The following is a 21741-nucleotide window of genomic DNA, read 5'->3' as shown; positions in this document are numbered from 1 at the left end:
AATCCGAAGGTGTTAGTCCAGCAGCGACAGGGTGACCGGCGCCAGATGATTGTCCTCTACCCGTACCTCGAGCTCGCCTTCGCCCAGCCTGGCCCTGAGCCGTTGCCCGGGCTGGGTCTGGGCGGCCTGACGAATGGCGTTGCCACGCTCGTCGAGGAGGATGCTGTAGCCGCGACTGAGGGTGGCCAGCGGGCTGACCAGCTGCAGGCTGTGAGCCAGAGCGGCGAGCTGCTGGCGTTGCTGGCGCAGCTCATGCTCCATGGCGCGTGGCAGGCGTTCGGCCAGTCCGTCCAGACGCTGGCGCAGCAGGGCCAGCTGGCGGCCCGGATGCTGGGCGGCCAGGCGGGTGTCCAGGCGCGCCAGTCGCTCGCGACGGTTGTGCAGTTGCTGCTCCAGTGCGCGGCGCAGGCGCAGGTCCAGATCATCCAGGCGCTGGGCCTGCTGGCGCAGGCGCTCACCGGGATGGCGCAGGCGGCGGGTCAGGCTGTCCAGACGCAGGCGCTGGTGGGCGAGCGTGCTCTGGATGCGCAGGATCAGCCGGCGGCGCAGGCTGTCCAGGCGCCGCTGCAGGTCGGAACTGTCCGGCGCCAGCAACTCGGCGGCAGCCGATGGCGTGGGCGCGCGCACGTCGGCGACGAAGTCGCTGATCGACACATCGGTCTCGTGGCCCACGGCGCTGACGATGGGCGTGGCGCAGGCCGCCACGGCGCGGGCTACGGCCTCCTCGTTGAAGGACCAGAGGTCCTCCAGCGAGCCGCCGCCGCGGGCCAGGATCAGGGCGTCGAAGCCCTGGCGGTCGGCCAGTTGCAAGGCGCGGACTATCTGCGCGGTGGCCTCGCGACCCTGCACTGCGGTGGGAATCAGGGTCAGCGCCACCTGCGGCGCGCGGCGGCGGAACACGCTGATAATGTCGCGGATCACTGCGCCGGTCGGTGAGCTGATGATGCCGATGCGTTGCGGGTGGGCGGGCAGGGGAATCTTCTGTTCGGCGCTGAACAGCCCTTCGCCGGCCAGCTTTTCCTTCAGTGCCTCGAAGGCCAGGCGCAGGGCGCCATCGCCGGCCGGCTCCACCATATCGAGAATCAGCTGGTAGTCGCCACGACCCTCGAACAGCGAGACCTTGCCGCGCACCTTCACCGCCAGACCGTCGCGTAGGGCCTGGCGCACCCGCGTGGCGTTCTGTCGGAACAGCGCGCAGCGCACCTGGGCCTGACTGTCCTTGAGGGTGAAGTACAGATGGCCGGAGGCGGGCTTGGCCAGGTTGGAAATCTCGCCCTCGACCCAGACCTGGGCGAACACGTCTTCCAGCAGCAGGCGTGCGCGCCCGTTGAGCTGGCTGACGCTGAGCACGTCGCGGTCGAGGTTGAGGCGCTGGAAGGGGTCTTTGATCATGCCGGCATCATAGCGGTTTGCCTGGCGCGGCCAAAGCCGCGACTGACGGTCCGGCACCGGGCGATTAAACTGGCGTCATTCTTTTTGCAGCATGACGGCCATGAGCGAGCAGCAGAGCATCATCGTTCCGCAGATTTCCACCTTCCCGGATGCCGAAGGCAAGGCGCGCCAGGTGCTGCGCTGGTTGCACAAGCGCCAGCTGGTGGCGGCCGAGTTGAGTACCTGCGGGCGCCTGGGCAACCGCATGGCCTATGCCATCGCAGAAGGAGCGCGGCGGCTGCCACATGCCGAGCGCCTGCCGTTCGGCCAGCCGTGCAATGGCCTTGAGATCGTTACCAAACGCTGTATCTACACGCCCAGTCACGGGTTTCTCGAAGAGGCCGGGTGCCCACAGTGCCGCCAGGAGATTGGTGAAGCCCTGTTCGACAGCCTGGAAGAGTGGATGCCGCGGCAAACCGATACCTTTGTCTGCCCGGAATGCGGCTTCGAGGACGATATCAACGGCTTTCTCTTCCTCCAGCCGTGCGGATTCTCCAATCTCGGTTTCATCTTCAACAACTGGCCGGCCGAATGTTTCAGCCCGGCCCTGCTGGCCGAGTTTGCCCAGCGCCTGGGCTATCCGGTGCGCCTGGTGACGGCGCAGTGCGAGTAACGGAGAAACATCCGCGCCCTCTGGTGCGTTGCCATTGAGCGAAGGCGGGGCGCTGGGTATAATGCCGCGCTTCTTATTTTTCCCGCTTGGGAGCCCCGCCATGCTGCGTATCAGCCAAGAAGCACTGACCTTCGACGATGTTCTCCTGATCCCCGGTTATTCCGAGGTCCTGCCGAAAGACGTCAGCCTGAAAACCCGTCTGACCCGTGGCATCGAGCTGAACATTCCGCTGCTCTCTGCCGCCATGGACACCGTGACCGAAGCCCGTCTGGCCATTGCCATGGCTCAGGAAGGCGGCATCGGCATCATCCACAAGAACATGACCATCGAGCAGCAGGCTGCCGAGGTGCGCAAGGTCAAGAAGTTCGAGGCCGGTGTGGTCACCGACCCGATCACCATCGACGCCGACGCCACTGTGCGCGATCTGTTCGAGCTGACCCGGCAGAACAACATCTCCGGCGTGCCGGTGCTGTCCGATGGCGACCTGGTCGGCATCGTCACCTCCCGTGACGTGCGTTTCGAGAATCGCCTGGACGCCAAGGTGCGCGAAGTGATGACGCCCAAAGAGCGTCTGGTCACCGTCGCCGAAGGCGCCGACAAGGACACCGTGCGCGCCCTGCTGCACAAGCACCGCATCGAGCGCGTGCTGATCGTCGACGACGCCTTCACCCTCAAGGGCATGATGACCGTCAACGACATCGAGAAGGCCAAGGCCTACCCGCTGGCGAGCAAGGACGAGCAGGGCCGCCTACGCGTCGGCGCCGCCGTTGGTACCGGTGCCGACACCGGTGACCGCGTGGCCGCACTGGCCAACGCCGGCGTTGACGTGATCATCGTCGATACCGCCCACGGTCACTCCAAGGGCGTGATCGACCGCGTGCGCTGGGTCAAGCAGAACTTCCCGCAGGTGCAGGTGATCGGCGGCAACATCGCCACCGGCGATGCCGCTCGTGCCCTGGCCGAAGCCGGCGCCGACGGGGTCAAGGTCGGTATCGGCCCGGGCTCCATCTGCACCACCCGTATCGTCGCTGGCGTCGGCGTGCCGCAGATCAGTGCCGTGGCCAATGTCGCCGCCGCGCTGGAAGGTACCGGCGTACCGCTGATCGCTGACGGTGGCATCCGTTTCTCCGGCGACCTCTCCAAGGCCATCGCCGCTGGCGCCTCCGCCGTGATGATCGGCTCCATGCTGGCCGGTACCGAAGAAGCTCCGGGCGAGGTCGAGCTTTTCCAGGGCCGTTCCTACAAGGCCTATCGCGGCATGGGCTCGCTGGGTGCCATGGCTCAGGCCCAGGGTTCTTCCGACCGTTACTTCCAGGACTCCTCGGCTGGCGCCGAGAAACTGGTGCCGGAAGGCATCGAAGGCCGTGTGCCGTACAAGGGCGCCATGGCGGCCATCGTCCATCAACTGATGGGCGGCCTGCGTGCCTCCATGGGCTACACCGGCTGCGCCACCGTTGAGGAAATGCGCAGCAAGCCGCAGTTCGTGCGCATCACCGGTGCCGGCATGGCCGAGTCGCACGTGCACGATGTGCAGATCACCAAGGAAGCCCCGAACTACCGCGTGGGTTAATCCACTGCATTGAATCGACCTGGGGCTGACTGATCAGCCCCTTGTCATTTGTGAATTCCGCTACGAGAGACGGCCATGGCCCATCATGACATTCACGCCCACCGCATCCTGATTCTGGATTTCGGTTCCCAGTACACCCAGCTGATTGCCCGCCGCGTGCGCGAAATCGGCGTGTATTGCGAGATCCACCCGTTCGACATGGATGATGCGGCCATTCGCGCCTTCGCGCCGCGCGGCATCATCCTCGCCGGTGGTCCGGAGTCGGTGCATGAGGCCGGCAGCCCGCGCGCGCCGCAGGCGGTGTTCGATCTGGGCATCCCGCTGTTCGGCATCTGCTATGGCATGCAGACCATGTCCGAGCAGCTCGGCGGCAAGGTGGAAGGTTCCGATCTGCGCGAGTTCGGCTATGCCCGCGTCGATGTGGTCGGCAAGGCCCGCCTGCTCGACGGTATCGAAGACCATGTGGACGCCGACGGCGTGCTGGGGCTGGATGTATGGATGAGCCACGGCGACAAGGTCACCCGTCTGCCTGAAGGCTTCCATGTCCTGGCCAGCACACCGAGTTGCCCGATTGCCGCCATGGCCGACGACAGCCGCGGCTACTACGGCGTGCAGTTCCACCCGGAAGTGACCCACACCAAGCAGGGTGGTCGCATCCTGTCGCGTTTCATCCTCGATATCTGCGGCTGCGAAGCCCTGTGGACCCCGGCCAACATCGTCGAAGACGCCATCGCGACCGTGCGTGCCCAGGTGGGCAATGCCAAGGTACTGCTGGGCCTGTCCGGCGGTGTGGATTCCTCGGTTGTTGCCGCGCTGCTGCACCGCGCCATCGGCGACCAGCTGACCTGCGTGTTCGTCGACAACGGCCTGCTGCGCCTGCACGAGGGTGATCAGGTGATGGCCATGTTCGCCGAAAACATGGGCGTCAAGGTGATCCGCGCCAACGCCGAAGAGCTGTTCCTCGGCCGTCTGGCCGGCGTCAGCGATCCGGAAGAGAAGCGCAAGATCATCGGTCGCAGCTTCATCGAAGTGTTCGATGAAGAAGCCACCAAGCTCAAGGACGTGAAGTTCCTCGCCCAAGGCACCATCTACCCGGATGTGATCGAATCGGCCGGCGCCAAGACCGGCAAGGCCCACGTGATCAAGAGCCACCACAACGTCGGCGGCCTGCCGGAAGACATGCAGTTCAAGCTGGTCGAGCCGCTGCGCGAACTGTTCAAGGACGAAGTGCGCAAGATCGGCCTGGAGCTGGGCCTGCCTTACGACATGGTCTACCGTCACCCGTTCCCGGGCCCGGGCCTGGGCGTACGCATCCTCGGCGAAGTGAAGAAGGAATACGCGGATCTGCTGCGTGAAGCCGACCATATCTTCATCGAAGAGCTGCGCAACTTCGACTGGTACCACAAGACCAGCCAGGCCTTCGTGGTGTTCCAACCGGTGAAATCGGTCGGCGTGGTTGGCGACGGCCGTCGCTACGCCTGGGTCGTCGCCCTGCGCGCCGTGGAAACCATCGACTTCATGACCGCGCGCTGGGCGCACCTGCCCTACGAGCTGCTGGAGAAGGTTTCCAATCGCATCATCAACGAGATCGCGGGTATCTCCCGCGTGACCTACGACGTGTCGAGCAAGCCGCCGGCGACCATCGAGTGGGAATGATCCGGTAGGGCCAGAAAGGGCAGCGCGAGCTGCCCTTTTTGCTGTCCGCGATTATTCGTCCAGCAGCTCATGGCAAGTGGGCAGATGAGAATTGTGTCTAATGCCTCGGCTCTTTCCGCCCTAGTATGGGAAGAAGGGGGAGTTTGCAGGGGGCGAGGATACGATCATGACTTCTTATGTCGATTGGCGCCTGCGTGGTCCCGGTGTGGATCTGTGCAATTGCGATTACGGCTGCCCCTGCCAGTTCAATGCCCTGCCCACGCACGATGGTTGTGAGGCGGCGGTGGGCTTTCATATCGTCGTAGGGCACTTCGGTAAGGTGCGCCTCGATAATCTCCATGTGGCCTGCACCTTTGCCTGGCCTGGGCCTATTCATGAAGGGCATGGCCAGTGTCAGCCCTTTATCGATGAACGTGCCACCGCCGAGCAGCGCCAGGCTCTGCTGACCATCCTCAGCGGCCAGGAGCAGGAGCCCACGGCCTTCTTCGCCATCTTCGCCAGTACCCTGGAAACCCTCCACGAGCCGCAGTTCCTGCCGGTGGAAGTGCATACCGACCGCGCCGCCCTGACGGCCAGCATCCGCGTGCCGGGGCTGATCGACGGTCGGGTCGAGCCAATTCGCAATCCCATGGACGGGGCAGTGCATCGTGTCAGCCTGCTGCTGCCGGAGGGGTTCGAGTTCGGCGAGGCCGACTGTGCCAGCGCGACCTTTGATACCTGGGGCGCCATTGCACTGAGCCATACCGGTACTAACGCCCTGCTCTACGAGCTGCACATGGGGCCCCATGGCATCATCCGCGCCTAGCCGGTTCGACTGGGGGGCGCTGGCGGCGGCAGCCTGTGTGTTGCTGCTGAGTACGCTGGCGTGGTTATGGTCGGCGCACGAGGCGGCGCAGATGGCGGCCATGGGCGATATGTGGATGCCGCCGACCAACTGGCTCTCCATTCAGGGGCTGTTCGCCTTCGGCATGTGGCTGGCGATGATGCAGGCCATGATGCTGCCGACTGCTTTACCCGTGATGCTGCTGTATCGCCGTTGCCTGCACTCGGATCGCCAGCGCCGAGCGAAGCTGGTGTTGTTTGGTGCAGCGTATGCGCTGATGTGGGTGGCTTTTGCCGCGTTACTGACGGGCTTGCAGGCACTGGGAGAGCTTTTGCGGGTGCTGGAGCCCATGAGTCTGCGTCTGCCGCCAAAGCTAGGGGCCGCGGCACTGCTGCTCTCAGGGCTGTACCAGTTGAGTCCGGCCAAGGCCAGCTGTCTGGCCCACTGCCAGAGCCCGTTGGGCTTCCTCCAGCGACATGGCCGACCTGGTCTGGCGGGCGCCTGGTGGACCGGGCTGCACCACGGTCTTTACTGCCTGGGCTGCTGCTGGGCGCTGATGCTGGTGCTGCTGGTGGTAGGTGCCATGAACCTGTGGGGCATGGCCATGCTGAGCCTGTTGGTCCTGGCGGAAAAAGTCTTGCCACTGGGCATCGGTTGGCGCCGTGGCAGTGCCGGGTTGCTGATTGCCGCCGGCCTGGCACTGTTGATCTGGTAGAAAGTGCTCTGGTGAGGGCTGCGACACTGCGCCGTTCGACTTGCCCTGAGCGTGCCGCTTAAAATGAGCCTGCTTCCCATTTGCTCTTGCCGCAAGGTCCAGGGCCTTTCGTTATCCTCAGGTGAACGATGAATCTGACTCGCAGACAGGTGCTAGCCGGTCTTGCCAGCCTTGGCGTGGTCGGCCTGGGCGCCGGTGGCGTACGCTACTGGCTGGGCCGTCCGGAAAATGTGGCGAGCCACGACTATGAGTTGATCGCCGCGCCGCTGGATGTAGAACTGGTGCCGGGGCACAAGACCCCGGCCTGGGCCTACGGCGGACAGGCACCCGGTCTGGAACTGCGCTGCAAACAGGGTGAGCGCCTGCGCGTGCGCTTCGTCAACCGCCTGAGCGTACCCACGACCATCCACTGGCACGGCATCCGCCTGCCCATCGAGATGGATGGTGTGCCCTATGTTTCGCAGGCCCCGGTGCTGCCGGGCGAGTTCTTCGACTACAGCTTCATCTGTCCGGATGCCGGCAGCTACTGGTATCACCCGCATATGGCCAGCAGTGACCAGCTTGGCCGCGGGCTGGTTGGCCCGCTGATCGTCGAAGAGGCCGAAGGCAGTGGCTTCGTCCACGAGCGTACGCTGTGCCTGAAGACCTGGTCGGTAGACGGGCAGGGTGCCTTTACCGCCTTCAGCGTGCCGCGCGAGGCGGCCCGTGGCGGCACGCCGGGGCGACTGTCGAGCATCAATGGCCAGCACAATCCACGCATCAGCCTGCCGGCCGGGCAGGTGGTACGTCTGCGCCTGCTCAACCTGGACAGCACCATCACTTATCGCCTCAACCTGCCGGGTGCAGAGGTGCGCATCTATGCGCTGGACGGCAACCCCATCACCCCGCGTCCGCTGGGCAAGGAGTACTGGCTGGGCCCAGGCATGCGTATCGATCTGGCGCTCCGCGTACCAGCCGCCGGCAGCGAGCTATCTCTGCGCAATGGTCCGCTACGACTGGCGACCCTGGCTGGTGAATCCTCAGAGTCAACGGGCAGCGACTGGCCGGCCGCGCTGCCGGCCAACCCGATTGCCGAACCGGACCTCGGCCGCGCGCAGAGGCTCAGGTTCAACTTCGAGTGGGCGGCCATGCTCTCGGAGAACATCGAGCAGGGCGCTGCCTACAAGCTTTGGCAGATCAACGGCCAGGCCTGGGACATCCAGAACAAGGGCTGTGCCGATAGGCCCATCGCTACCCTCAAGCTCGGTGAGCACTATATCTTCGAGCTGCGCAACCTGACCCAGTACCAGCATCCGATCCATCTGCACGGCATGGCTTTCAAGGTGCTGGACTCCGATCGGCGCTCCATTGAACCGTATTTCACCGACACCTACCTGCTGGGCAAGAACGAGACGGCGCGTATAGCCTTCGTCGCCGATAATCCCGGCGTGTGGATGTTTCACTGTCATGTGATTGATCACATGGAAACCGGCCTGATGGCCGCCATCGCGGTGGTGTAATGCGTAAGCCCATGATCATCGACCGCTCGCGCGACGAGCGCTTCATGCAGCTGGCGCTGGAGCAGGCCCGTCTCGGTGCGCTGCGGGGCGAGGTGCCGGTGGGCGCGGTCGTGGTTCAGGAGGGCGAGGTGGTCGGCAGTGGCTTCAACTGCCCGATCTCGACCAGCGACCCCAGCGCCCATGCCGAGATGGTCGCCATCCGTGCGGCAGCGGCCAAGCTGGATAACTACCGCCTGCCCGGCAGCACCCTGTATGTGACCCTGGAGCCCTGCAGCATGTGCGCCGGGCTGATCGTCCATTCGCGCATCGCCCGGGTGGTTTACGGCACCACCGAGCCCAAGGCCGGGGTGGCGGTCAGCCGTGGGCAGTTCTTTCAGCAGGACTTCCTCAATCATCGCGTGCTGGTCGAAGGCGGGGTGTTGGCAGAGACCTGCAGCAGTCTGCTCAGCGACTTCTTCAAGGCGCGCCGGCAGAAGACCTGAGGTTCAGGCCAGTTCTACAACCTCGATCTCGTCGTCGCACAGCAGCATGCCGCAGGAGTAGTGCAGGGTGCGTTCACCGTAGCGGATCAGCAGCGGCTCCCTGGCCAGGATGCAGGCGCCGTGCTGCAGAAGCAGATCCACATAGGCGCGTAGGGCAAGAAACTGTCGGTGTTCGCTCATGGGCTGTGCGCTCGCTTGCGGCAGAAGGCCATGTGCTTCCGGGCGGGTTCGTCTCCGCGATGTCCTGATAACTCCTTGCTGTTAACGATAGCGCGGCTTGTTCTACGCACTGATTTCACCGACTGGCGGCTGTTGCCAGGCGTCCCTAGCGCATAAAAAACCCGCCGGGTGGCGGGTTCGTTCGGGCCAGAAGCGCTTAGACCATGGGGTCGCCGACGTGCAGGATCTTCATGGTATTGGTGCCGCCGGTGCCGTGGTAGCTGTCGCCCTTGGTCAGGATCACCCAGTCACCCGGCTCGACTACGCCACGCTTGAGCAGCTCGTCCACGGCCGCCTGGCTGACCTTGTTGGCCGGCAGTGCGGCCGGGTCGAACGGCACGGTGTAGACGCCACGGAACAGCGCCACGCGAGCCTGGGCCTCGCGGTGCGGGGTGAAGGCGTAGATCGGGATCGACGAGCGGATGCGCGACATGATCAGCGGGCTGTAGCCGCTCTCGGTGAGGCTGATGATCGCCTTGACGCCGGGGAAGTGGTTGGCGGTGTACATGGTGGCCAGGGCCACGCTCTCGTCGCAGCGCTCGAAGGTGCGGCCGATGCGGTGGCTGGATTTCTGGCTGGTTGGGTGTTTTTCAGCGCCCAGACACACGCGGGCCATGGCCTGCACGGCTTCCACCGGGTACTCGCCGGCGGCGCTTTCGGCCGAGAGCATCACCGCGTCGGTGTAGTCCAGCGCGGCGTTGGCCACGTCGGAAACTTCGGCGCGGGTCGGCATCGGGCTGTGGATCATCGACTCCATCATCTGCGTGGCGGTGATCACCGCCTTGTTCAGGCGACGGGCGTGGGCAATGATTTTCTTCTGGATGCCGACCAGCTCGGCATCACCGATTTCCACGCCCAGATCGCCGCGTGCCACCATCACCGCGTCGCTGGCGCGTATCAGACCGTCCAGGGTGGCGTCATCAGCGACCGCTTCGGCGCGCTCGATCTTTGCCACCAGCCAGGCGCTGCTGCCGGCTTCGTCGCGCAGGCGACGGGCCAGTTGCATATCGGCTGCGTCGCGGGGGAAGGACACGGCCAGGTAGTCCAGCTCCATCTCGGCGGCCAGCTTGATGTCGGCCATGTCCTTGTCGGTCAGGGCCGGCGCGGTCAGGCCACCGCCACGGCGGTTGATGCCCTTGTTGTCGGACAGCGGGCCGCCGATGGTCACGCGGCAATGCAGCTCGTCGGCGCCTTTGAGTTCAACTTGCATGACCACGCGGCCGTCATCCAGCAGCAGTTCGTCGCCGACATTGCAGTCCTGTATCAGTGCTGGGTAGTCGATGCCGACCACCTGCTGATTGCCGGCGGTGCGCGAGTGGCTGGAGGACAGGCGGAACAGGTCGCCTTCCTTAAGCTCGATGCGCTTGCCTTCGAACTTGGCGATGCGGATCTTCGGCCCCTGCAGGTCGCCGAGCAGGGCGACATGGCGGCCGTGTTTGGCGGCCAGGTCGCGCACCAGTTGTGCGCGGGCCTTGTGGTCTTCCGCTGAGCCGTGGGAGAAGTTAAGACGGGCCACGTCGATGCCGGCGAGAATCAGCTGCTCGAGGACTTCCGGTGAACTGCTGGCTGGGCCGAGGGTGGCGACGATCTTGGTACGGCGAAACGACATGCTAAGGCTCCCGATCTTGAACGATGCGAGAGGCTACTACGGGCGTTTGCTGTAGTCATGCACGGCCTTCACTACCTGTTCAAACCTCGGCAAAGGCCGGTGGTTTCATCACCAGCAGGTCGCAATCCACGGCCTCCAGCACGCGTTCGGCGGTATGGCCGATCAGTGCGCTGTCGAGCTGACTGCGCGAGATAGCGCCCATCACCAGCAGGTCGATGTGCTGAGCGCGGACGAAATCGGGAATCACCTGTTCGGCAAATCCGCTGAGCAGGTGGGTGTTGGCCTGGGGCAGGCTGTAGTGACTGCACAGGTTGGTCAGTGCTTCGCGGTGGGCCTTTTCGGTCTGTGCGACATAGCTGGGGTAGTCGATCACCAGTTCGGCGTCGAACATCAGGCTGTGCGGCAGCGGGGCGAAGCAATGCAGGTAGTCGGCTTCGAGGCCGAGCTTTTCGTTCAGCTCGCGGCTGGCGAGGATCAGTTCATGTTCCAGCGCGGCAGGCTTGTCGGCGCTGTGGGTGGGGTCGAGGGCCGCACACAGGCGCTTGGGCTGCTGGCCTTCGCGCTGTACCAGCCACACCGGTACCGGGCAGTGACGCAGCAACTGCCAGCTGGAATTGCCCAGCAAGAGGCGACTGAGCAGGCCGTGATGGCGAGCCGACTTGAGCACCAGATCGGGCTGCAGCTGCTCGACCCGTTCCAGCACATGGCTGACCAGGGTTTGTCCCCAGCGCAGGCAGCAGCTGACGTTCAGGCCTTCGTCGCGCAGCGGTGCGGCTAGCCGCTCTAGACGTTCCTGCTGTTGCTTGAGGTAGGTGTCGCGTGCCTGCAGGGCAATTTCCGGCGCCAGCAGCAGCGTCTGTTCGAACCCCGGGTGATGCTCGGCCAGCAGCAGCTCGATGGCGGCGCCAGTCTGCTGGGCCAGCCAGCGGGCGCGCATCAGGGCGGGTTGCTCGTCGCGGTGTGGGGTGATGACGACCAGTAGCTGGCGCAGTTGCATGGGAGCGGTCTCCTTGATCCGTTGCATACATTGCAGCCTGCAGGCGCTGGCCGCGTGTTGATCCGGGTCAGGAGAAGACTGCGCCGCTCAGCATAGCGCGGCGCAGCCGGATGCGGTTACTGGCTGTTGAGTCCGGCATTGAGGTGGCGCGAGGCCTTGCCGGCCAGATCGCTATTGGGGAACTGCACCAGCAGTCGCCGCAGGTAGCCGATGCCCTTGTCGCGGTTGCGTTGCGGGTTGTCCGGCGCCAGATACATCAGACCGAGCTGGTACAGCGCCTTTTCCTTGATGTCCTGCGGTACGCCCGGGTCGGCCACGGCCAGCATGTACAATTGTTCGGCTTCGCCGACGCGATCCTTGAGCACGGCACGGCGTGATAGCAGGGTCATGTCCGGATCGAGGCTGGGCTTGTACAGATCCAGAGTCTGCTGCGGCTTCCAGTTTGCTAGCAACTCGCGCGAGTTCTTCTGTACCGGCTCCTCGGCGCGCTTGCGCAGCATGATGATGCGTGCCTCAGCACGCGTGGCCGCCTGGGTCTGGGGAAATTCGTTGAGAACCTGGTAGAAGTAGTTGAGCGCCTTGGTGTCGTTGCGCTGGTCGTTGTAGCGGCTCATGTAGACCAGGCCGATCTGATACAGCGCGATGGCACGCACTTCATTGCTCAGCTTGCTGTCGTGGTAGCCGGCGAGGTAGGTCTCTTCCGCCTGCTCGCTGTGGGCATCGCGAATGGCCATGGCGCTGAAGGTGAGCAGATCACCTTCGTCCTCGATGGCGGCGACCATGCGGTTGTTCTTCATGGTCTTGTAGTCCACCACTTCATGGGTGGCGACCTGGGCAATGAACAGCGGCGTGGTCGGCGAGCAGCCTGCCAGCAGGGCGAGGGCGATCAGGCTGTAGCGGGCGTGGCGCATGGCGACTCCAGGTCGTGCAGGGGACGGAAAATGCAGGGCTTCGCCGGAGTCTATCAGCCGTCCCAGGGACTGTGGCTGGCGGGCCGTGACTTCCCAACCTAGGTTGGTAGGCGGGCCTACCTTTAGCTTTACTGCACGCAGTCGATATATCCCCTAATGAGGAGGATTTCGTCATGCGCCTATCACTGCTGATTGTTGCCCTGTTGAGCCTGCACGGCTGCACCCGCACCACCGCCGACTATCACCTGGACAATGCCTACAAGGCCTATGCCGAGGGCGAGTGCGGGCGGGTGATGCTGGAGTTGTCGCAGACCGAGCGCAACATCCGCTCCAGGCCTTACCTGCAGCCGGAGATTTCTGTGCTGCGCGGCCAGTGTCTGGAGCGCGAGAAGCTCTATGTCGATGCGGCGCAGACCTACCGTTTCGTGCTGCAAAATTACCCGCGCAGTGAGTATGCCTTCCGCGCCCAGGCCCGCCTGGACACTCTGGAGCAGCTGGGGCATCTGCGCGAGCCGGTGGCCAAACCGGTGGCGATTGGTCTGTAGCGGCTGGAAGGTCGATGACCGCCTGCGCGCCTCGGGTTAAGCTGAAGGCCTGACAGGAGGTCTTATGCGTGCACTATTGCTGCTTCTGATGCTGCCGGCGCTGGCGTCGGCGCAGATCTATCGCTGGACCGACGAGCGCGGTCAGGTGCATTACTCGGAAAAACCGCAGGCGCCCAGCGCCGAGCAGATCGAGGTTCGCCCACAGGTGGTGGAGCGCGATGCGGCTACCCGAGCCCGCGAAGAGCGCCTGGAAAAACTGCAGGCGGCGCGTCGTGCCGAGCAGCAACAGGCCGCCGAGAAGACGGCCAGGCTGCGCGCCGAGCAGGAGCAGCAATGTTCGCAGCTGCGCAAGCGCCTGACGCAACTGGAAGAGGGTGGGCGCTTCTATCGACGCGGCGCCGATGGCAGCACCGAATACGTCAGCGATGCCGAGGTGGTGGCCACCCGTGACCGGCTGCGTGGCGAGGTCGCTGCCGCTTGTCCATAAGTTTGGCTGCTGGCCAATCGCCAGCCATACTAACAGTCCTTACTTCTTGCCAGGTCGCCATGAAAAGCCAGCGTCGCATTGAGCGCCATCAGCTGCCGTATTACCTGAAGGTGTTCAACCGCCTCACCGACAAGCCTATGGGCTCTATCGGCAATATCTCTCTGGACGGCCTGATGCTGATCAGCCAGTTGCCGATGTTGGTGGGTGCGCGCTTTGAAATGCGCCTGAAGATTCCCGGCACTGACGGTGTGCATGTCATCGACTTTGCGGCCACGTGCCAATGGTCGCGAGAGGATGTCACCCCAGGTAGCTACGACTCGGGCTTTGCCCTGGTCGCGCCGCCAGCGGAGTTCGTCGAGTTGGTCGATGCGCTGCGCTTCTATTTCAGCTTCCACCATCTGGCGGCTTCGGCCTGAACTAGGATCCGGCGAGACAGCAAAAGGGCCCCTTGCGGGGCCTTTTGCATGACGGGGCCTTTCAGACTTTGAACTGATTGATCAGCCGGCGTTGCTGCTCGGCCAGTTTGGTCAGTTCGGAGCTGGCGGCGCTGGCTTCGTCGGCGCCGCTGGCCACTTCCTGGGCGACCATGCCGATATTGGTGACGTTGCGGTTGATGTCCTCGGCCACCGCGCTCTGCTCCTCGGCAGCGGTGGCGATATGCGTGTTCATCTCGCTGATCACCGATACCGCCTGGGTGATGGTCTCCAGCGCTTCGGCCGCCTGGCGTGCGTGCTGCACGCTGTCGTCGGTTTTCTCCTGGCTTTCCTGCATCACCTTCACCACTTCGCGGGTGCCATGCTGCAGTTGCTGGATCATGGTCTGGATTTCTTCGGTGGCTTGCTGGGTCTTCTGCGCCAGGTTGCGCACCTCGTCGGCCACAACGGCAAAACCGCGGCCCTGCTCGCCGGCGCGGGCGGCCTCGATGGCGGCGTTGAGTGCCAGCAGGTTGGTCTGCTCGGCGATACCCCGAATAGCCACCAGAATGGCGTTGATGTTTTCGCTGTCCTTGGCCAGGTTCTGCACCACGCCCACCGCGCGGCCTATCTCGCTGGCCAGGCCGGCAATGGAGGCCGCCGTACTGTGCACCACCTGCTTGCCATGGTTGGCCGCTGCATCGGCATTGTTGGCGGCATCGGCAGCGTGGGTGGCGCTGCGTGATACTTCCTGTGCCGTGGCTGACATTTCCTGCACTGCTGTGGCCACTTGCTCGATTTCCGAGAGCTGGCGCTGCACGCCCTGATTGGTGCGGATGGCGATGTCGGCGGTGTTTTCCGAGGAGTCGCTGACCTTCTGCACCGAGGCCACCACCTGGCTGATCATGGTTTGCAGCTTGCCGAGGAAGGTATTGAAACCACCGGCAATCGAGCCTAACTCGTCGGCGCGGGACACCTCCAGGCGATGGGTGAGGTCGCCTTCGCCCTTGGCGATGTCGTCCAGCATGTGGACCATTTCCTTGAGCGGCTTGGCGATGCCGTAGCCCACCAGCCAGATGACCAGCAGGCCGATGGCGGCAATGATCAGCCCGACCAGCGTCATGCCCAGCGTATTGGCCTGGCCCTGCTCCTTCAATTCGCCCTGCAACTCCTGCAGCTGCGCCATGACTACGTTCAATGGCAGACGTAGCACCAGGGTCCAGCGCGTGCTGCTGCCTGCTACATCAAATGGCAGGTAAAGCTCAATGTGGCCACCGGTTTTGTCCACGTCAATCAGTGGTGTAGTGCCACTTAGCCGGGTCAGGTTGTTTTTCTCATTTGTATCCAGCACGGCGTCTGCCGCTTCGCCCAGCTTTTTGGCGTCGCGAGTGTAGGCAATCAGGCGATTCTTGGACGAAAGAAGAATCATGTCGCCGGCGCCCTCATAAAGCGACTTATTGGCCGAGCTGAGCATTTCCTGAATAAAGTCCAGGGCCAGATCGTTGCCGGCGATCCCTTTGAACTCACCATTGACCATAACGGGGGCATTGAAGGACGACATGAGTACCGGTTTGCCTGCGATCTCGAACGGAGCTGGATCAATTACGCAGGTGGCCTTGGTTTTCTTCGGGCAGAGGTAGTACTCACCTTCCCGCACACCAGTTGGCAGAATCTTTTCACTTTCCATCTGGGCAACGGTTAATGCAGCCATTTCCAGCTTGTTGCCGTTGCGATACCACCAAGGCATGAACCGCCCGGTGTCGTCATAGCCATTTTCTTTCTGGCCTTTGTATAGGTCGTCATCCTGATCAAAGGCATTGGGTTCCCAGCCGATGTAAAAGTCGATCAGGCTCGGGTTGCTGCGCAGGAATTCCGCCGTAAGGGCGCTGAGTTCTTCGCGGCTCATACTGATGGCGCCGGTTCCAATCTGGCTGTTCACTGTGGCCAAGGCCTGTGCCATGTTCATGGCGTGCTCGAACTGGGACTGGAACTGACGAACCTGCGCTTCTGCCAGTATCGTCAGGCGCTCTTTGATTTCCTCTTCCAGCAGGACGCTCGTGCGCTCTTGAACGAGCTCTTGCGTTCGATTGGTCGAAATCACGGCATACAGCACCAGTGCTATCACCACTGCGAGAATGCTGGCTCCGGCTAGAACAGCAACGGAAAACTGGATCGATCGGAACTTCATAGTGACTCCGCAAGTCGCAGGTAGGCCTGTTTCCGTGATATCGGCCAGGGTGGCAAATTTCCTTAATTTCTTTACTTAGCAAAGATGCAGAACGTGCCACACGCAAGCTCAGCTTGCTGGTGTTTGCACGGTTGCCTAGGATGGCCGGCCTCATGTGGCCAAGGAGTGATGCAATGAGTGGTGTGTGGCGTGTGGTACTGGTGACGTCGCTGGTTGGCCTGAGTGCCTGTCAGGCGGTGAATACCACCCAGGGTGGTGCGGTGGGTGTCGACCGCAAACAGTACATGTTCAGCATGGTGTCCACCGAACAGGTCAACCAGCAGTACGCCCAGGCGTACCAGCAAACGGTGCAGAAGGCCGCCAGCGAGGGCGTTCTGGAACACGGCACGGCTGATAGCCGGCGCCTGAATGCGATTGCCCAGCGCCTGATTGCCCAGGCGCCGGTATTTCGCGCCGATGCCGCGCAGTGGCAGTGGGAGGTCAATCTGGTCGATAGCCCGGAATTGAATGCCAACTGTGGTCCAGGCGGCAAGATCATTTTCTACAGCGGCCTGATCGACAAATTGAAGCTGAGTGACGATGAAATCGCTGCCGTGATGGGGCACGAGATTGCCCACGCACTGCGCGAACATGGGCGCGAGGCGATGTCCAAGGCCTACGGTGTGCAGATGGCCACCCAGTTGGGCGGTGCCCTGGGTTTTGGCGATGCCATGCAGGTGGCCAATGTCGGGGTCGAGTACCTGATGACCCTGCCCAATAGCCGTGGCAATGAAAACGAGGCCGATCTGATCGGTCTGGAACTGGCTGCGCGGGCTGGCTATGACCCGAACGCGGCGATCAGCCTGTGGCAGAAGATGGCGCAAGCCAACGCCGGCGCGCCACCGGAGTTCATGAGCACGCACCCGTCATCCGGCTCGCGCATAAGTGCGCTGCAGGCGGCCATCCCCAAGGTGATGCCGCTGTATCAGCAGGCGCGTCGCTGAGGGTAACCCGGCAGCTTCGGCTGCCGGGCGTTTATCAGGGCAGGGCCTTTTCGGCGAAGGGGCGGGTTTCCAGCCCCAGCTGGCTGCGGAAGCTCTCCATGTCGAACATGGTGCAGATTTCCTGGATTTCACCCACCGAATTGAGCGTCCAGAAGGCCATGGCCGAGATGCTCAGCACCCGGTCGCTGGCCGGGTAGCCCAGCGCCGATTTTTCCAGCGTGCCGATCAGGGTGCTCCAGGTGACCACCTTGTTGCCTTCGGCCAGGCATTCTTCGATGACTACTTCCAGATCGGGCATGGCGCTGCGGATTTCCTCGACCATCGCGCAGTAGTCGCTGCCGTTCAGTGGGCGACCCATGAACGAGCTTTTGTAGAGAAAATCCTTGCTGTGCAGGCGTTCGGCCAGGGCCAGGCGGCCTTTGTTCCACGACAGGTCGATATGCTGGCGCACGGTACGTTTCATGTCATCCAGTGACATTTGCAGCTCCTTGGAGAGGGCGAATTAATACTCGCAGAGCTTAGCAGTCCGGCCAGGGGGCAGTGCACCCGGACAAAGGTTTTGCCCGGGTGCGTCACATCACAGGGCGACGATACCCAGTGCCTGGCAGGCGGCGTAGATCGCCAGACCGGCGAAGCACAGTGCGGCCAGGCGATGGATCAGCGTCAGCGGCAGGCGGTCGGCGGCGAAATGCCCGGCCAGTACTACCGGTACGTTGGCGATCAGCATGCCCAGGGTGGTACCGGCGACGACCATGCTCAGTTGCTGGTATTGCGCCGCCAGCATGACCGTGGCGATCTGCGTCTTGTCGCCCATCTCGGCCAGGAAGAAGGCGATCAGGGTGGTGACGAATGGGCCATAGCGCTTGAGCGTGGATTCCTCGTCATCGTCGAGCTTGTCCGGGATCAGCGTCCAGATCGCTACGGCGGCAAAGCTGGCGGCGAGAATCCAGCTGAGGGTGGTCTGGCTGAACAGCCCGGCAACCCAGTGGCCAACGGCACCGGCAGCGAAGTGATTGGCCAGGGTGGCGATGACGATGCCCCAGATGATCGGCCAGGGGCGGCGGAAACGGGCAGCCAGGACCAGTGCGAGCAATTGCGTCTTGTCGCCGATTTCGGCGAGCGCAACGATACCGGTGGAGACGGCGAAGGATTCGAGCATCAGGGATTCCTCAGGGGCGGGTTCGACGACTGGCTATGACACGTACTACCTTCCCGCCCCGGGTGAGGTGTGCGTGTCATAGGTCTTGTCAAACCACAGGCCTGGATCAGGCCGGAGGTCGCAGGCGCCATGCTCTGTGGAGCAAGTGTGTTGACGCGTGCCGGGTGAGCGAGCGCTCACGGGAGACTACTCCCCTAGGACGCGCGCATTGTGCCTTTGCCTCTTCTTTCTGGCAAGCCACTCAGCCTTTGCGGGCTTGGTAGATGCGAAAGCCCTCGGCCTCGGCCAGGGTCTGGCAGGTGCCCAGGTGCTCTTCGATCAGCGGCGGGTAGCGCAGGAAACTGTTGGCTACGATGCGCAGCTCACCGCCCGGCAGCAGGTGGCGGGCCGCCTCGCGCAGCAGGGTTTCGCTGGCGGCATAGTTGGTGTGCACGCCGCTGTGGAACGGCGGGTTGCTGATGATGGCGCTGAGACCTCCGGGCGCGCCGTGAATACCGTCGCTGGCCAGTACCTCCGCCTCCAGGCCATTGGCTGCCAGGGTCATGCGGCTGGCCGCCAGAGCGAAGGCGTCGACATCCAGCAGGGTCAGCCGGCTCTGCGGGTAGCGCCGCTTGAGCACGCTGCCGAGGATGCCGGCACCGCAGCCGAAATCCAGCAGATGGCCCGAGGGCAGCTTGTCCAGGTGCTCCAGCAGCAGGGCAGTGCCGCGGTCCAGTCGACCATGGCTGAACACGCCGGGAAGGGTGATCACATCCAGCGGGCCGTCACTCAGTGGCAGGCTGATGCGCTCGGCCAGGCTTTCCAGTTGCGGTACGGCGGGGGCGTTGTCGACCTGCACCTGCCAGAGCTGGCAGTGACGGGCGCTGTCGAGCTTGCGTGGCTTGCCGAAACGCTGCAGCTGCTTGGCGGCCCGCTCGATGCCGGCACGTTTTTCGCCGACCAGATACAGCAGGGCGCCGGGCAGGCGCGCGGCCAGGCTGTCGAGCAGGTAGTCGGTGAGTTCGCGGGATTTCGGCAGGAACAGCACGGCGCTGGCAAAGGGGCTGGCCGGCGCTGTGGTGCCGAACTCGCTGCGCCCGGCAAAGCGCTGTTCAAGCCCGGCCTGCTCGCCGGCATGCCAGCTCCAGCCACGGGCTGCGGGCAACTTGCCGAGCAGATCGTCGGCCGGCAAACCGGCGAGCAGAACCTGACCCTGAAACAGTTCGGCCTGACGCAGCAACACTTCGCTTCGCGGATCCATGGGCGCTCCTGAAAAAGGCGACAAGGCTAACCGGATCAGCCCGGTGTGACCACCCGCCGCGGCTGCCCGGCGAAGAAGGCGGTAGCGTTTTCGGCCAGTTGCCCGACGATGCGCTGCCTTGCTTCACGGCTGCCCCAGGCCGAGTGCGGGGTGATCAGCAGATTCGGAATGTCACCGGCCAGCAGCGGGTTGTCGGCCGTGGGTGGCTCGACGCTCAGCACATCCAGCGCCGCGGTGCCCAGCCGTCCTTCGCGCAGGGCATCGGCCACGGCCTGCTCGTCGAGCAGACCACCGCGGGCGGTGTTGATCAGCCAGGCATGGCGCGGGAGCAGGTCTAGGTGCTGACGGTTTATCAGTTGCGCGGTGGCCGGTGTCAGCGGGCAATGCAGGGACAGCACGTCGAGTTGTGGCAGCAGCTCGTTCAGTGGCAGGCGATCAGGCTGTGCCGGCCGCCCAGGCAACTGGCCGAGCAGCACGCGCATGCCGAAGGCCTCGGCCAGCCTTGCCACGGCGCTGCCCAGCTCGCCGGCGCCGAGAATGCCGAGGGTTTTGCCGCTGAGTTCGCAGATGGGGAAGTCCAGCAGGCAGAACTGGCTGGCCTGCTGCCAGCGCCCGGCCTGTACGGCGTGGTGATAGTCGGGCAGGCGGGTGGCCAGGGCCAGCATGAGCATCAGCGTGTGCTGGGCGACCGAGGGCGTGCCGTAGCCCTGGCTGTTGCACACGGTAATGCCGAGGCGCTGCGCGGCGTGCAGGTCGACATTGTTGGTGCCGGTGGCGGCCACCAGAATCAGTCTGAGGTCCGGCAGAGCCGCCAGGGTTTCGGCAGTCAGCGGCACTTTGTTGCTGATGGCGACCTGAGCACCCTGCAGGTATTCGACCAGCTCCTCGGGGCTCGTTCTGTCGTGGCAGGTCAGGCTGGCGAAGGCCTCGCGGAGCGGGGCCAGATCGAGATCGCCGAGATCGAGGGAAGCGCAGTCGAGAAAGACGGCATGACGACTGTTCATGGGTAGCTGTACCTGTTGTGGGGCGCCCGCAGAGGGTAAGGTGGCGAGCCTAACAAAGTCCTGTGTAGTGAGTCCCGAAGTCTGGCGGAGGTGGTATGTACTGGACGGAATTTCTGACGGTGGCCCTGATTCACCTGCTGGCGGTGGCCAGTCCGGGGCCGGATTTTGCCGTGGTGCTCAAGGAGAGTGTCGCCCACGGCCGGCGCGCTGGATTGTTCACGGCCTGGGGCGTGGGCACGGGGATTCTCCTGCACGTGGCCTACTCGCTGCTGGGTATCGGTCTTCTGGTGTCGCAGTCGGTACTGCTGTTCAACCTGCTCAAGTACCTGGCGGCGGGGTATCTGGTATACATCGGCATCCGCGCCTTGCGCGCGAGGCCGGCGCCCGAGCTGGCGCTGCCGCAGGCCGATGGGGTGCTGCGTACGGCGCGGGCCGCCTTCGTCGCCGGTTTCGTCACCAATGGCCTAAACCCCAAGGCCACGCTGTTCTTCCTCTCGCTGTTTACCGTGGTGATCAACCCGCACACGCCGCTGACGGTGCAGGCGGGTTATGGCCTGTATCTGGCCGTGGCCACGGCACTGTGGTTCACCCTGGTGGCCCTGCTGTTCAGTCATGACCGCGTGCGCCGGGGCTTTGCCCGGCTGGGGCATTGGTTCGACCGGCTGATGGGCGGCGTGCTGGTGCTGCTCGGGATCAAGATCGCCTTCAGCGAGCTGCGCTGAAGGCACGTGCGTTCGTCGGAATAGCCATACAGCCTGTGCGCGAATCGGTAGACTGCGCCGCCATTGAGAGGTCGCCGGTTGAGGCCGGTGATGCAGTCGTGACGATAGGGTGCTTGATGCCCCCGGTGGAGGTTGTGATGTCGCTGCAGGCGTTGTATCTGAGCTGTCTGGCCCACCCGGCGCAGGCGCTCAATAGTCTGGCGCTGTTTTTTGCCATCGCCGGCAGCTGGTTGTTGCTGGCCACCCGTATGCGCCAGCAGCGCGCTATGACCCGCCTCAGTGCGGCTGTTGCTCTCGACGGCATCGAGGCTGACGGCGAGCTGGACGAGGCGACGACGCAGCTCAACCGATTTTTCAGCCGGTTCGGTCTGGCGGTGCTGACAGGGGCCCTGTGCCTGTCCTGGTACAGCACCCAGCTTTAAGCGCCAGCGCAGCAAGCAAAAACGGCGAACCCAGGTTCGCCGTTTTGCATTTC

The 21741-nt window shown here is 63.8% G+C and carries 23 protein-coding genes; 13 read left to right on the top strand and 10 right to left on the bottom strand.

The genetic code is table 11. The features are described 5' to 3' along the window. Positions 1 to 12: 12 nt before the first annotated feature. Positions 13 to 1392, bottom strand: a complete 1380-nt coding sequence (gene xseA / locus HNP49_RS08515; RefSeq protein WP_184682332.1) for an exodeoxyribonuclease VII large subunit — start codon at positions 1390 to 1392, stop codon at positions 13 to 15. A 100-nt stretch (positions 1393 to 1492) separates the two neighbouring features. Here xseA and HNP49_RS08510 point away from each other — a divergent pair, with 100 nt between their 5' ends. From HNP49_RS08510 to tadA, 7 genes are all read left to right on the top strand, one after another. Then, positions 1493 to 2044, top strand: coding sequence for a sugar ABC transporter ATPase (locus HNP49_RS08510; protein WP_184682330.1), 552 nt, complete (start codon positions 1493 to 1495; stop codon positions 2042 to 2044). 100 nt (positions 2045 to 2144) lie between these two features. Continuing rightward, positions 2145 to 3614, top strand: a complete 1470-nt coding sequence (gene guaB / locus HNP49_RS08505) for an IMP dehydrogenase (protein WP_184682328.1) — start codon at positions 2145 to 2147, stop codon at positions 3612 to 3614. A 75-nt stretch (positions 3615 to 3689) separates the two neighbouring features. After that, positions 3690 to 5270 (top strand): glutamine-hydrolyzing GMP synthase, encoded by a 1581-nt coding sequence (gene guaA / locus HNP49_RS08500; RefSeq protein ID WP_184682326.1) that lies wholly within the window; start codon positions 3690 to 3692, stop codon positions 5268 to 5270. 166 nt (positions 5271 to 5436) lie between these two features. After that, complete coding sequence (locus HNP49_RS08495; protein ID WP_184682324.1) at positions 5437 to 6075, top strand: DUF1326 domain-containing protein; 639 nt, start codon at positions 5437 to 5439, stop codon at positions 6073 to 6075. Beyond that, complete coding sequence (locus tag HNP49_RS08490; RefSeq protein ID WP_184682322.1) at positions 6056 to 6808, top strand: DUF2182 domain-containing protein; 753 nt, start codon at positions 6056 to 6058, stop codon at positions 6806 to 6808. Before HNP49_RS08495 ends, HNP49_RS08490 begins: the two co-directional genes overlap by 20 nt. A gap of 128 nt (positions 6809 to 6936) precedes the next feature. Further along, positions 6937 to 8307, top strand: coding sequence for a multicopper oxidase family protein (locus HNP49_RS08485; RefSeq protein ID WP_184682320.1), 1371 nt, complete (start codon positions 6937 to 6939; stop codon positions 8305 to 8307). Next, positions 8307 to 8789, top strand: a complete 483-nt coding sequence (gene tadA, locus HNP49_RS08480; protein ID WP_184682318.1) for a tRNA adenosine(34) deaminase TadA — start codon at positions 8307 to 8309, stop codon at positions 8787 to 8789. Before HNP49_RS08485 ends, tadA begins: the two co-directional genes overlap by 1 nt. A gap of 3 nt (positions 8790 to 8792) precedes the next feature. On the opposite strand, the gene HNP49_RS08475 is transcribed toward tadA, so the two are convergent. The 4 genes from HNP49_RS08475 to HNP49_RS08460 all read right to left on the bottom strand — a co-directional run bounded on the left by HNP49_RS08475 (position 8793) and on the right by HNP49_RS08460 (position 12525). Next, on the bottom strand, positions 8793 to 8969 hold the full coding sequence (locus HNP49_RS08475) for a hypothetical protein (protein WP_184682316.1): 177 nt from the start codon (positions 8967 to 8969) through the stop codon (positions 8793 to 8795). A 196-nt stretch (positions 8970 to 9165) separates the two neighbouring features. Continuing rightward, complete coding sequence (pyk, locus tag HNP49_RS08470; protein WP_184682314.1) at positions 9166 to 10617, bottom strand: pyruvate kinase; 1452 nt, start codon at positions 10615 to 10617, stop codon at positions 9166 to 9168. Positions 10618 to 10696: 79 nt separating this feature from the next. Beyond that, positions 10697 to 11614 (bottom strand): universal stress protein, encoded by a 918-nt coding sequence (locus HNP49_RS08465; protein WP_184682312.1) that lies wholly within the window; start codon positions 11612 to 11614, stop codon positions 10697 to 10699. 116 nt (positions 11615 to 11730) lie between these two features. Next, entirely contained in the window at positions 11731 to 12525 is a 795-nt protein-coding gene (locus HNP49_RS08460; RefSeq protein WP_184682310.1) for a tetratricopeptide repeat protein, read from the bottom strand. Positions 12526 to 12698: 173 nt separating this feature from the next. On the opposite strand from HNP49_RS08460, the gene HNP49_RS08455 reads away from it, so the two are divergent. From HNP49_RS08455 to HNP49_RS08445, 3 genes are all read left to right on the top strand, one after another. Continuing rightward, on the top strand, positions 12699 to 13070 hold the full coding sequence (locus HNP49_RS08455) for a tol-pal system YbgF family protein (protein ID WP_184682308.1): 372 nt from the start codon (positions 12699 to 12701) through the stop codon (positions 13068 to 13070). A 64-nt stretch (positions 13071 to 13134) separates the two neighbouring features. Further along, positions 13135 to 13557, top strand: a complete 423-nt coding sequence (locus tag HNP49_RS08450; protein ID WP_184682306.1) for a DUF4124 domain-containing protein — start codon at positions 13135 to 13137, stop codon at positions 13555 to 13557. A 59-nt stretch (positions 13558 to 13616) separates the two neighbouring features. Then, positions 13617 to 13973, top strand: coding sequence for a PilZ domain-containing protein (locus HNP49_RS08445; protein ID WP_184682304.1), 357 nt, complete (start codon positions 13617 to 13619; stop codon positions 13971 to 13973). A gap of 61 nt (positions 13974 to 14034) precedes the next feature. Here the strand turns inward: HNP49_RS08445 and HNP49_RS08440 are convergent, their stop codons facing one another. Continuing rightward, entirely contained in the window at positions 14035 to 16158 is a 2124-nt protein-coding gene (locus tag HNP49_RS08440; protein ID WP_184682303.1) for a methyl-accepting chemotaxis protein, read from the bottom strand. Between the two features lie 173 nt (positions 16159 to 16331). Here HNP49_RS08440 and HNP49_RS08435 point away from each other — a divergent pair, with 173 nt between their 5' ends. Next, positions 16332 to 17141, top strand: coding sequence for a M48 family metallopeptidase (locus HNP49_RS08435; RefSeq protein ID WP_184682301.1), 810 nt, complete (start codon positions 16332 to 16334; stop codon positions 17139 to 17141). Between the two features lie 34 nt (positions 17142 to 17175). Here HNP49_RS08435 and HNP49_RS08430 read toward each other — a convergent pair whose 3' ends face one another. The 4 genes from HNP49_RS08430 to HNP49_RS08415 all read right to left on the bottom strand — a co-directional run bounded on the left by HNP49_RS08430 (position 17176) and on the right by HNP49_RS08415 (position 20544). After that, a complete protein-coding gene (locus HNP49_RS08430; protein WP_184682299.1) occupies positions 17176 to 17619 on the bottom strand; it encodes a ketosteroid isomerase-related protein in 444 nt (147 codons plus the stop codon). A 99-nt stretch (positions 17620 to 17718) separates the two neighbouring features. After that, positions 17719 to 18300: a TMEM165/GDT1 family protein gene (locus tag HNP49_RS08425; RefSeq protein WP_184682298.1), complete on the bottom strand. Its 582-nt coding sequence runs from the start codon at positions 18298 to 18300 to the stop codon at positions 17719 to 17721. A gap of 241 nt (positions 18301 to 18541) precedes the next feature. Then, on the bottom strand, positions 18542 to 19540 hold the full coding sequence (locus tag HNP49_RS08420; protein ID WP_184682296.1) for a class I SAM-dependent methyltransferase: 999 nt from the start codon (positions 19538 to 19540) through the stop codon (positions 18542 to 18544). A gap of 35 nt (positions 19541 to 19575) precedes the next feature. Next, a complete protein-coding gene (locus HNP49_RS08415) occupies positions 19576 to 20544 on the bottom strand; it encodes a 2-hydroxyacid dehydrogenase (protein ID WP_184682294.1) in 969 nt (322 codons plus the stop codon). Positions 20545 to 20639: 95 nt separating this feature from the next. Between HNP49_RS08415 and HNP49_RS08410 the strand changes: the two genes are divergently transcribed. Next, a complete protein-coding gene (locus HNP49_RS08410) occupies positions 20640 to 21266 on the top strand; it encodes a LysE family transporter (protein WP_184682293.1) in 627 nt (208 codons plus the stop codon). Between the two features lie 137 nt (positions 21267 to 21403). After that, a complete protein-coding gene (locus HNP49_RS08405) occupies positions 21404 to 21688 on the top strand; it encodes a hypothetical protein (RefSeq protein WP_184682291.1) in 285 nt (94 codons plus the stop codon). Positions 21689 to 21741: the final 53 nt, after the last annotated feature.

It is taken from the genome of Pseudomonas fluvialis, assembly GCF_014207935.1.
Lineage (GTDB): Bacteria > Pseudomonadota > Gammaproteobacteria > Pseudomonadales > Pseudomonadaceae > Aquipseudomonas > Aquipseudomonas fluvialis_A.
The sequence above is the reverse complement of the archived record's forward strand: the minus strand, read 5'-3'. Positions and strand labels throughout refer to the sequence as shown.

Coding starts and splice junctions, on each gene's coding strand:
- xseA (WP_184682332.1), bottom strand. CDS start 1,392: ATGATCAAAGACCCCTTCCAGCGCCTCAACCTCGACCGCGACGTGCTC.
- HNP49_RS08510 (WP_184682330.1), top strand. CDS start 1,493: ATGAGCGAGCAGCAGAGCATCATCGTTCCGCAGATTTCCACCTTCCCG.
- guaB (WP_184682328.1), top strand. CDS start 2,145: ATGCTGCGTATCAGCCAAGAAGCACTGACCTTCGACGATGTTCTCCTG.
- guaA (WP_184682326.1), top strand. CDS start 3,690: ATGGCCCATCATGACATTCACGCCCACCGCATCCTGATTCTGGATTTC.
- HNP49_RS08495 (WP_184682324.1), top strand. CDS start 5,437: ATGACTTCTTATGTCGATTGGCGCCTGCGTGGTCCCGGTGTGGATCTG.
- HNP49_RS08490 (WP_184682322.1), top strand. CDS start 6,056: ATGGCATCATCCGCGCCTAGCCGGTTCGACTGGGGGGCGCTGGCGGCG.
- HNP49_RS08485 (WP_184682320.1), top strand. CDS start 6,937: ATGAATCTGACTCGCAGACAGGTGCTAGCCGGTCTTGCCAGCCTTGGC.
- tadA (WP_184682318.1), top strand. CDS start 8,307: ATGCGTAAGCCCATGATCATCGACCGCTCGCGCGACGAGCGCTTCATG.
- HNP49_RS08475 (WP_184682316.1), bottom strand. CDS start 8,969: ATGAGCGAACACCGACAGTTTCTTGCCCTACGCGCCTATGTGGATCTG.
- pyk (WP_184682314.1), bottom strand. CDS start 10,617: ATGTCGTTTCGCCGTACCAAGATCGTCGCCACCCTCGGCCCAGCCAGC.
- HNP49_RS08465 (WP_184682312.1), bottom strand. CDS start 11,614: ATGCAACTGCGCCAGCTACTGGTCGTCATCACCCCACACCGCGACGAG.
- HNP49_RS08460 (WP_184682310.1), bottom strand. CDS start 12,525: ATGCGCCACGCCCGCTACAGCCTGATCGCCCTCGCCCTGCTGGCAGGC.
- HNP49_RS08455 (WP_184682308.1), top strand. CDS start 12,699: ATGCGCCTATCACTGCTGATTGTTGCCCTGTTGAGCCTGCACGGCTGC.
- HNP49_RS08450 (WP_184682306.1), top strand. CDS start 13,135: ATGCGTGCACTATTGCTGCTTCTGATGCTGCCGGCGCTGGCGTCGGCG.
- HNP49_RS08445 (WP_184682304.1), top strand. CDS start 13,617: ATGAAAAGCCAGCGTCGCATTGAGCGCCATCAGCTGCCGTATTACCTG.
- HNP49_RS08440 (WP_184682303.1), bottom strand. CDS start 16,158: ATGAAGTTCCGATCGATCCAGTTTTCCGTTGCTGTTCTAGCCGGAGCC.
- HNP49_RS08435 (WP_184682301.1), top strand. CDS start 16,332: ATGAGTGGTGTGTGGCGTGTGGTACTGGTGACGTCGCTGGTTGGCCTG.
- HNP49_RS08430 (WP_184682299.1), bottom strand. CDS start 17,619: ATGTCACTGGATGACATGAAACGTACCGTGCGCCAGCATATCGACCTG.
- HNP49_RS08425 (WP_184682298.1), bottom strand. CDS start 18,300: ATGCTCGAATCCTTCGCCGTCTCCACCGGTATCGTTGCGCTCGCCGAA.
- HNP49_RS08420 (WP_184682296.1), bottom strand. CDS start 19,540: ATGGATCCGCGAAGCGAAGTGTTGCTGCGTCAGGCCGAACTGTTTCAG.
- HNP49_RS08415 (WP_184682294.1), bottom strand. CDS start 20,544: ATGAACAGTCGTCATGCCGTCTTTCTCGACTGCGCTTCCCTCGATCTC.
- HNP49_RS08410 (WP_184682293.1), top strand. CDS start 20,640: ATGTACTGGACGGAATTTCTGACGGTGGCCCTGATTCACCTGCTGGCG.
- HNP49_RS08405 (WP_184682291.1), top strand. CDS start 21,404: ATGTCGCTGCAGGCGTTGTATCTGAGCTGTCTGGCCCACCCGGCGCAG.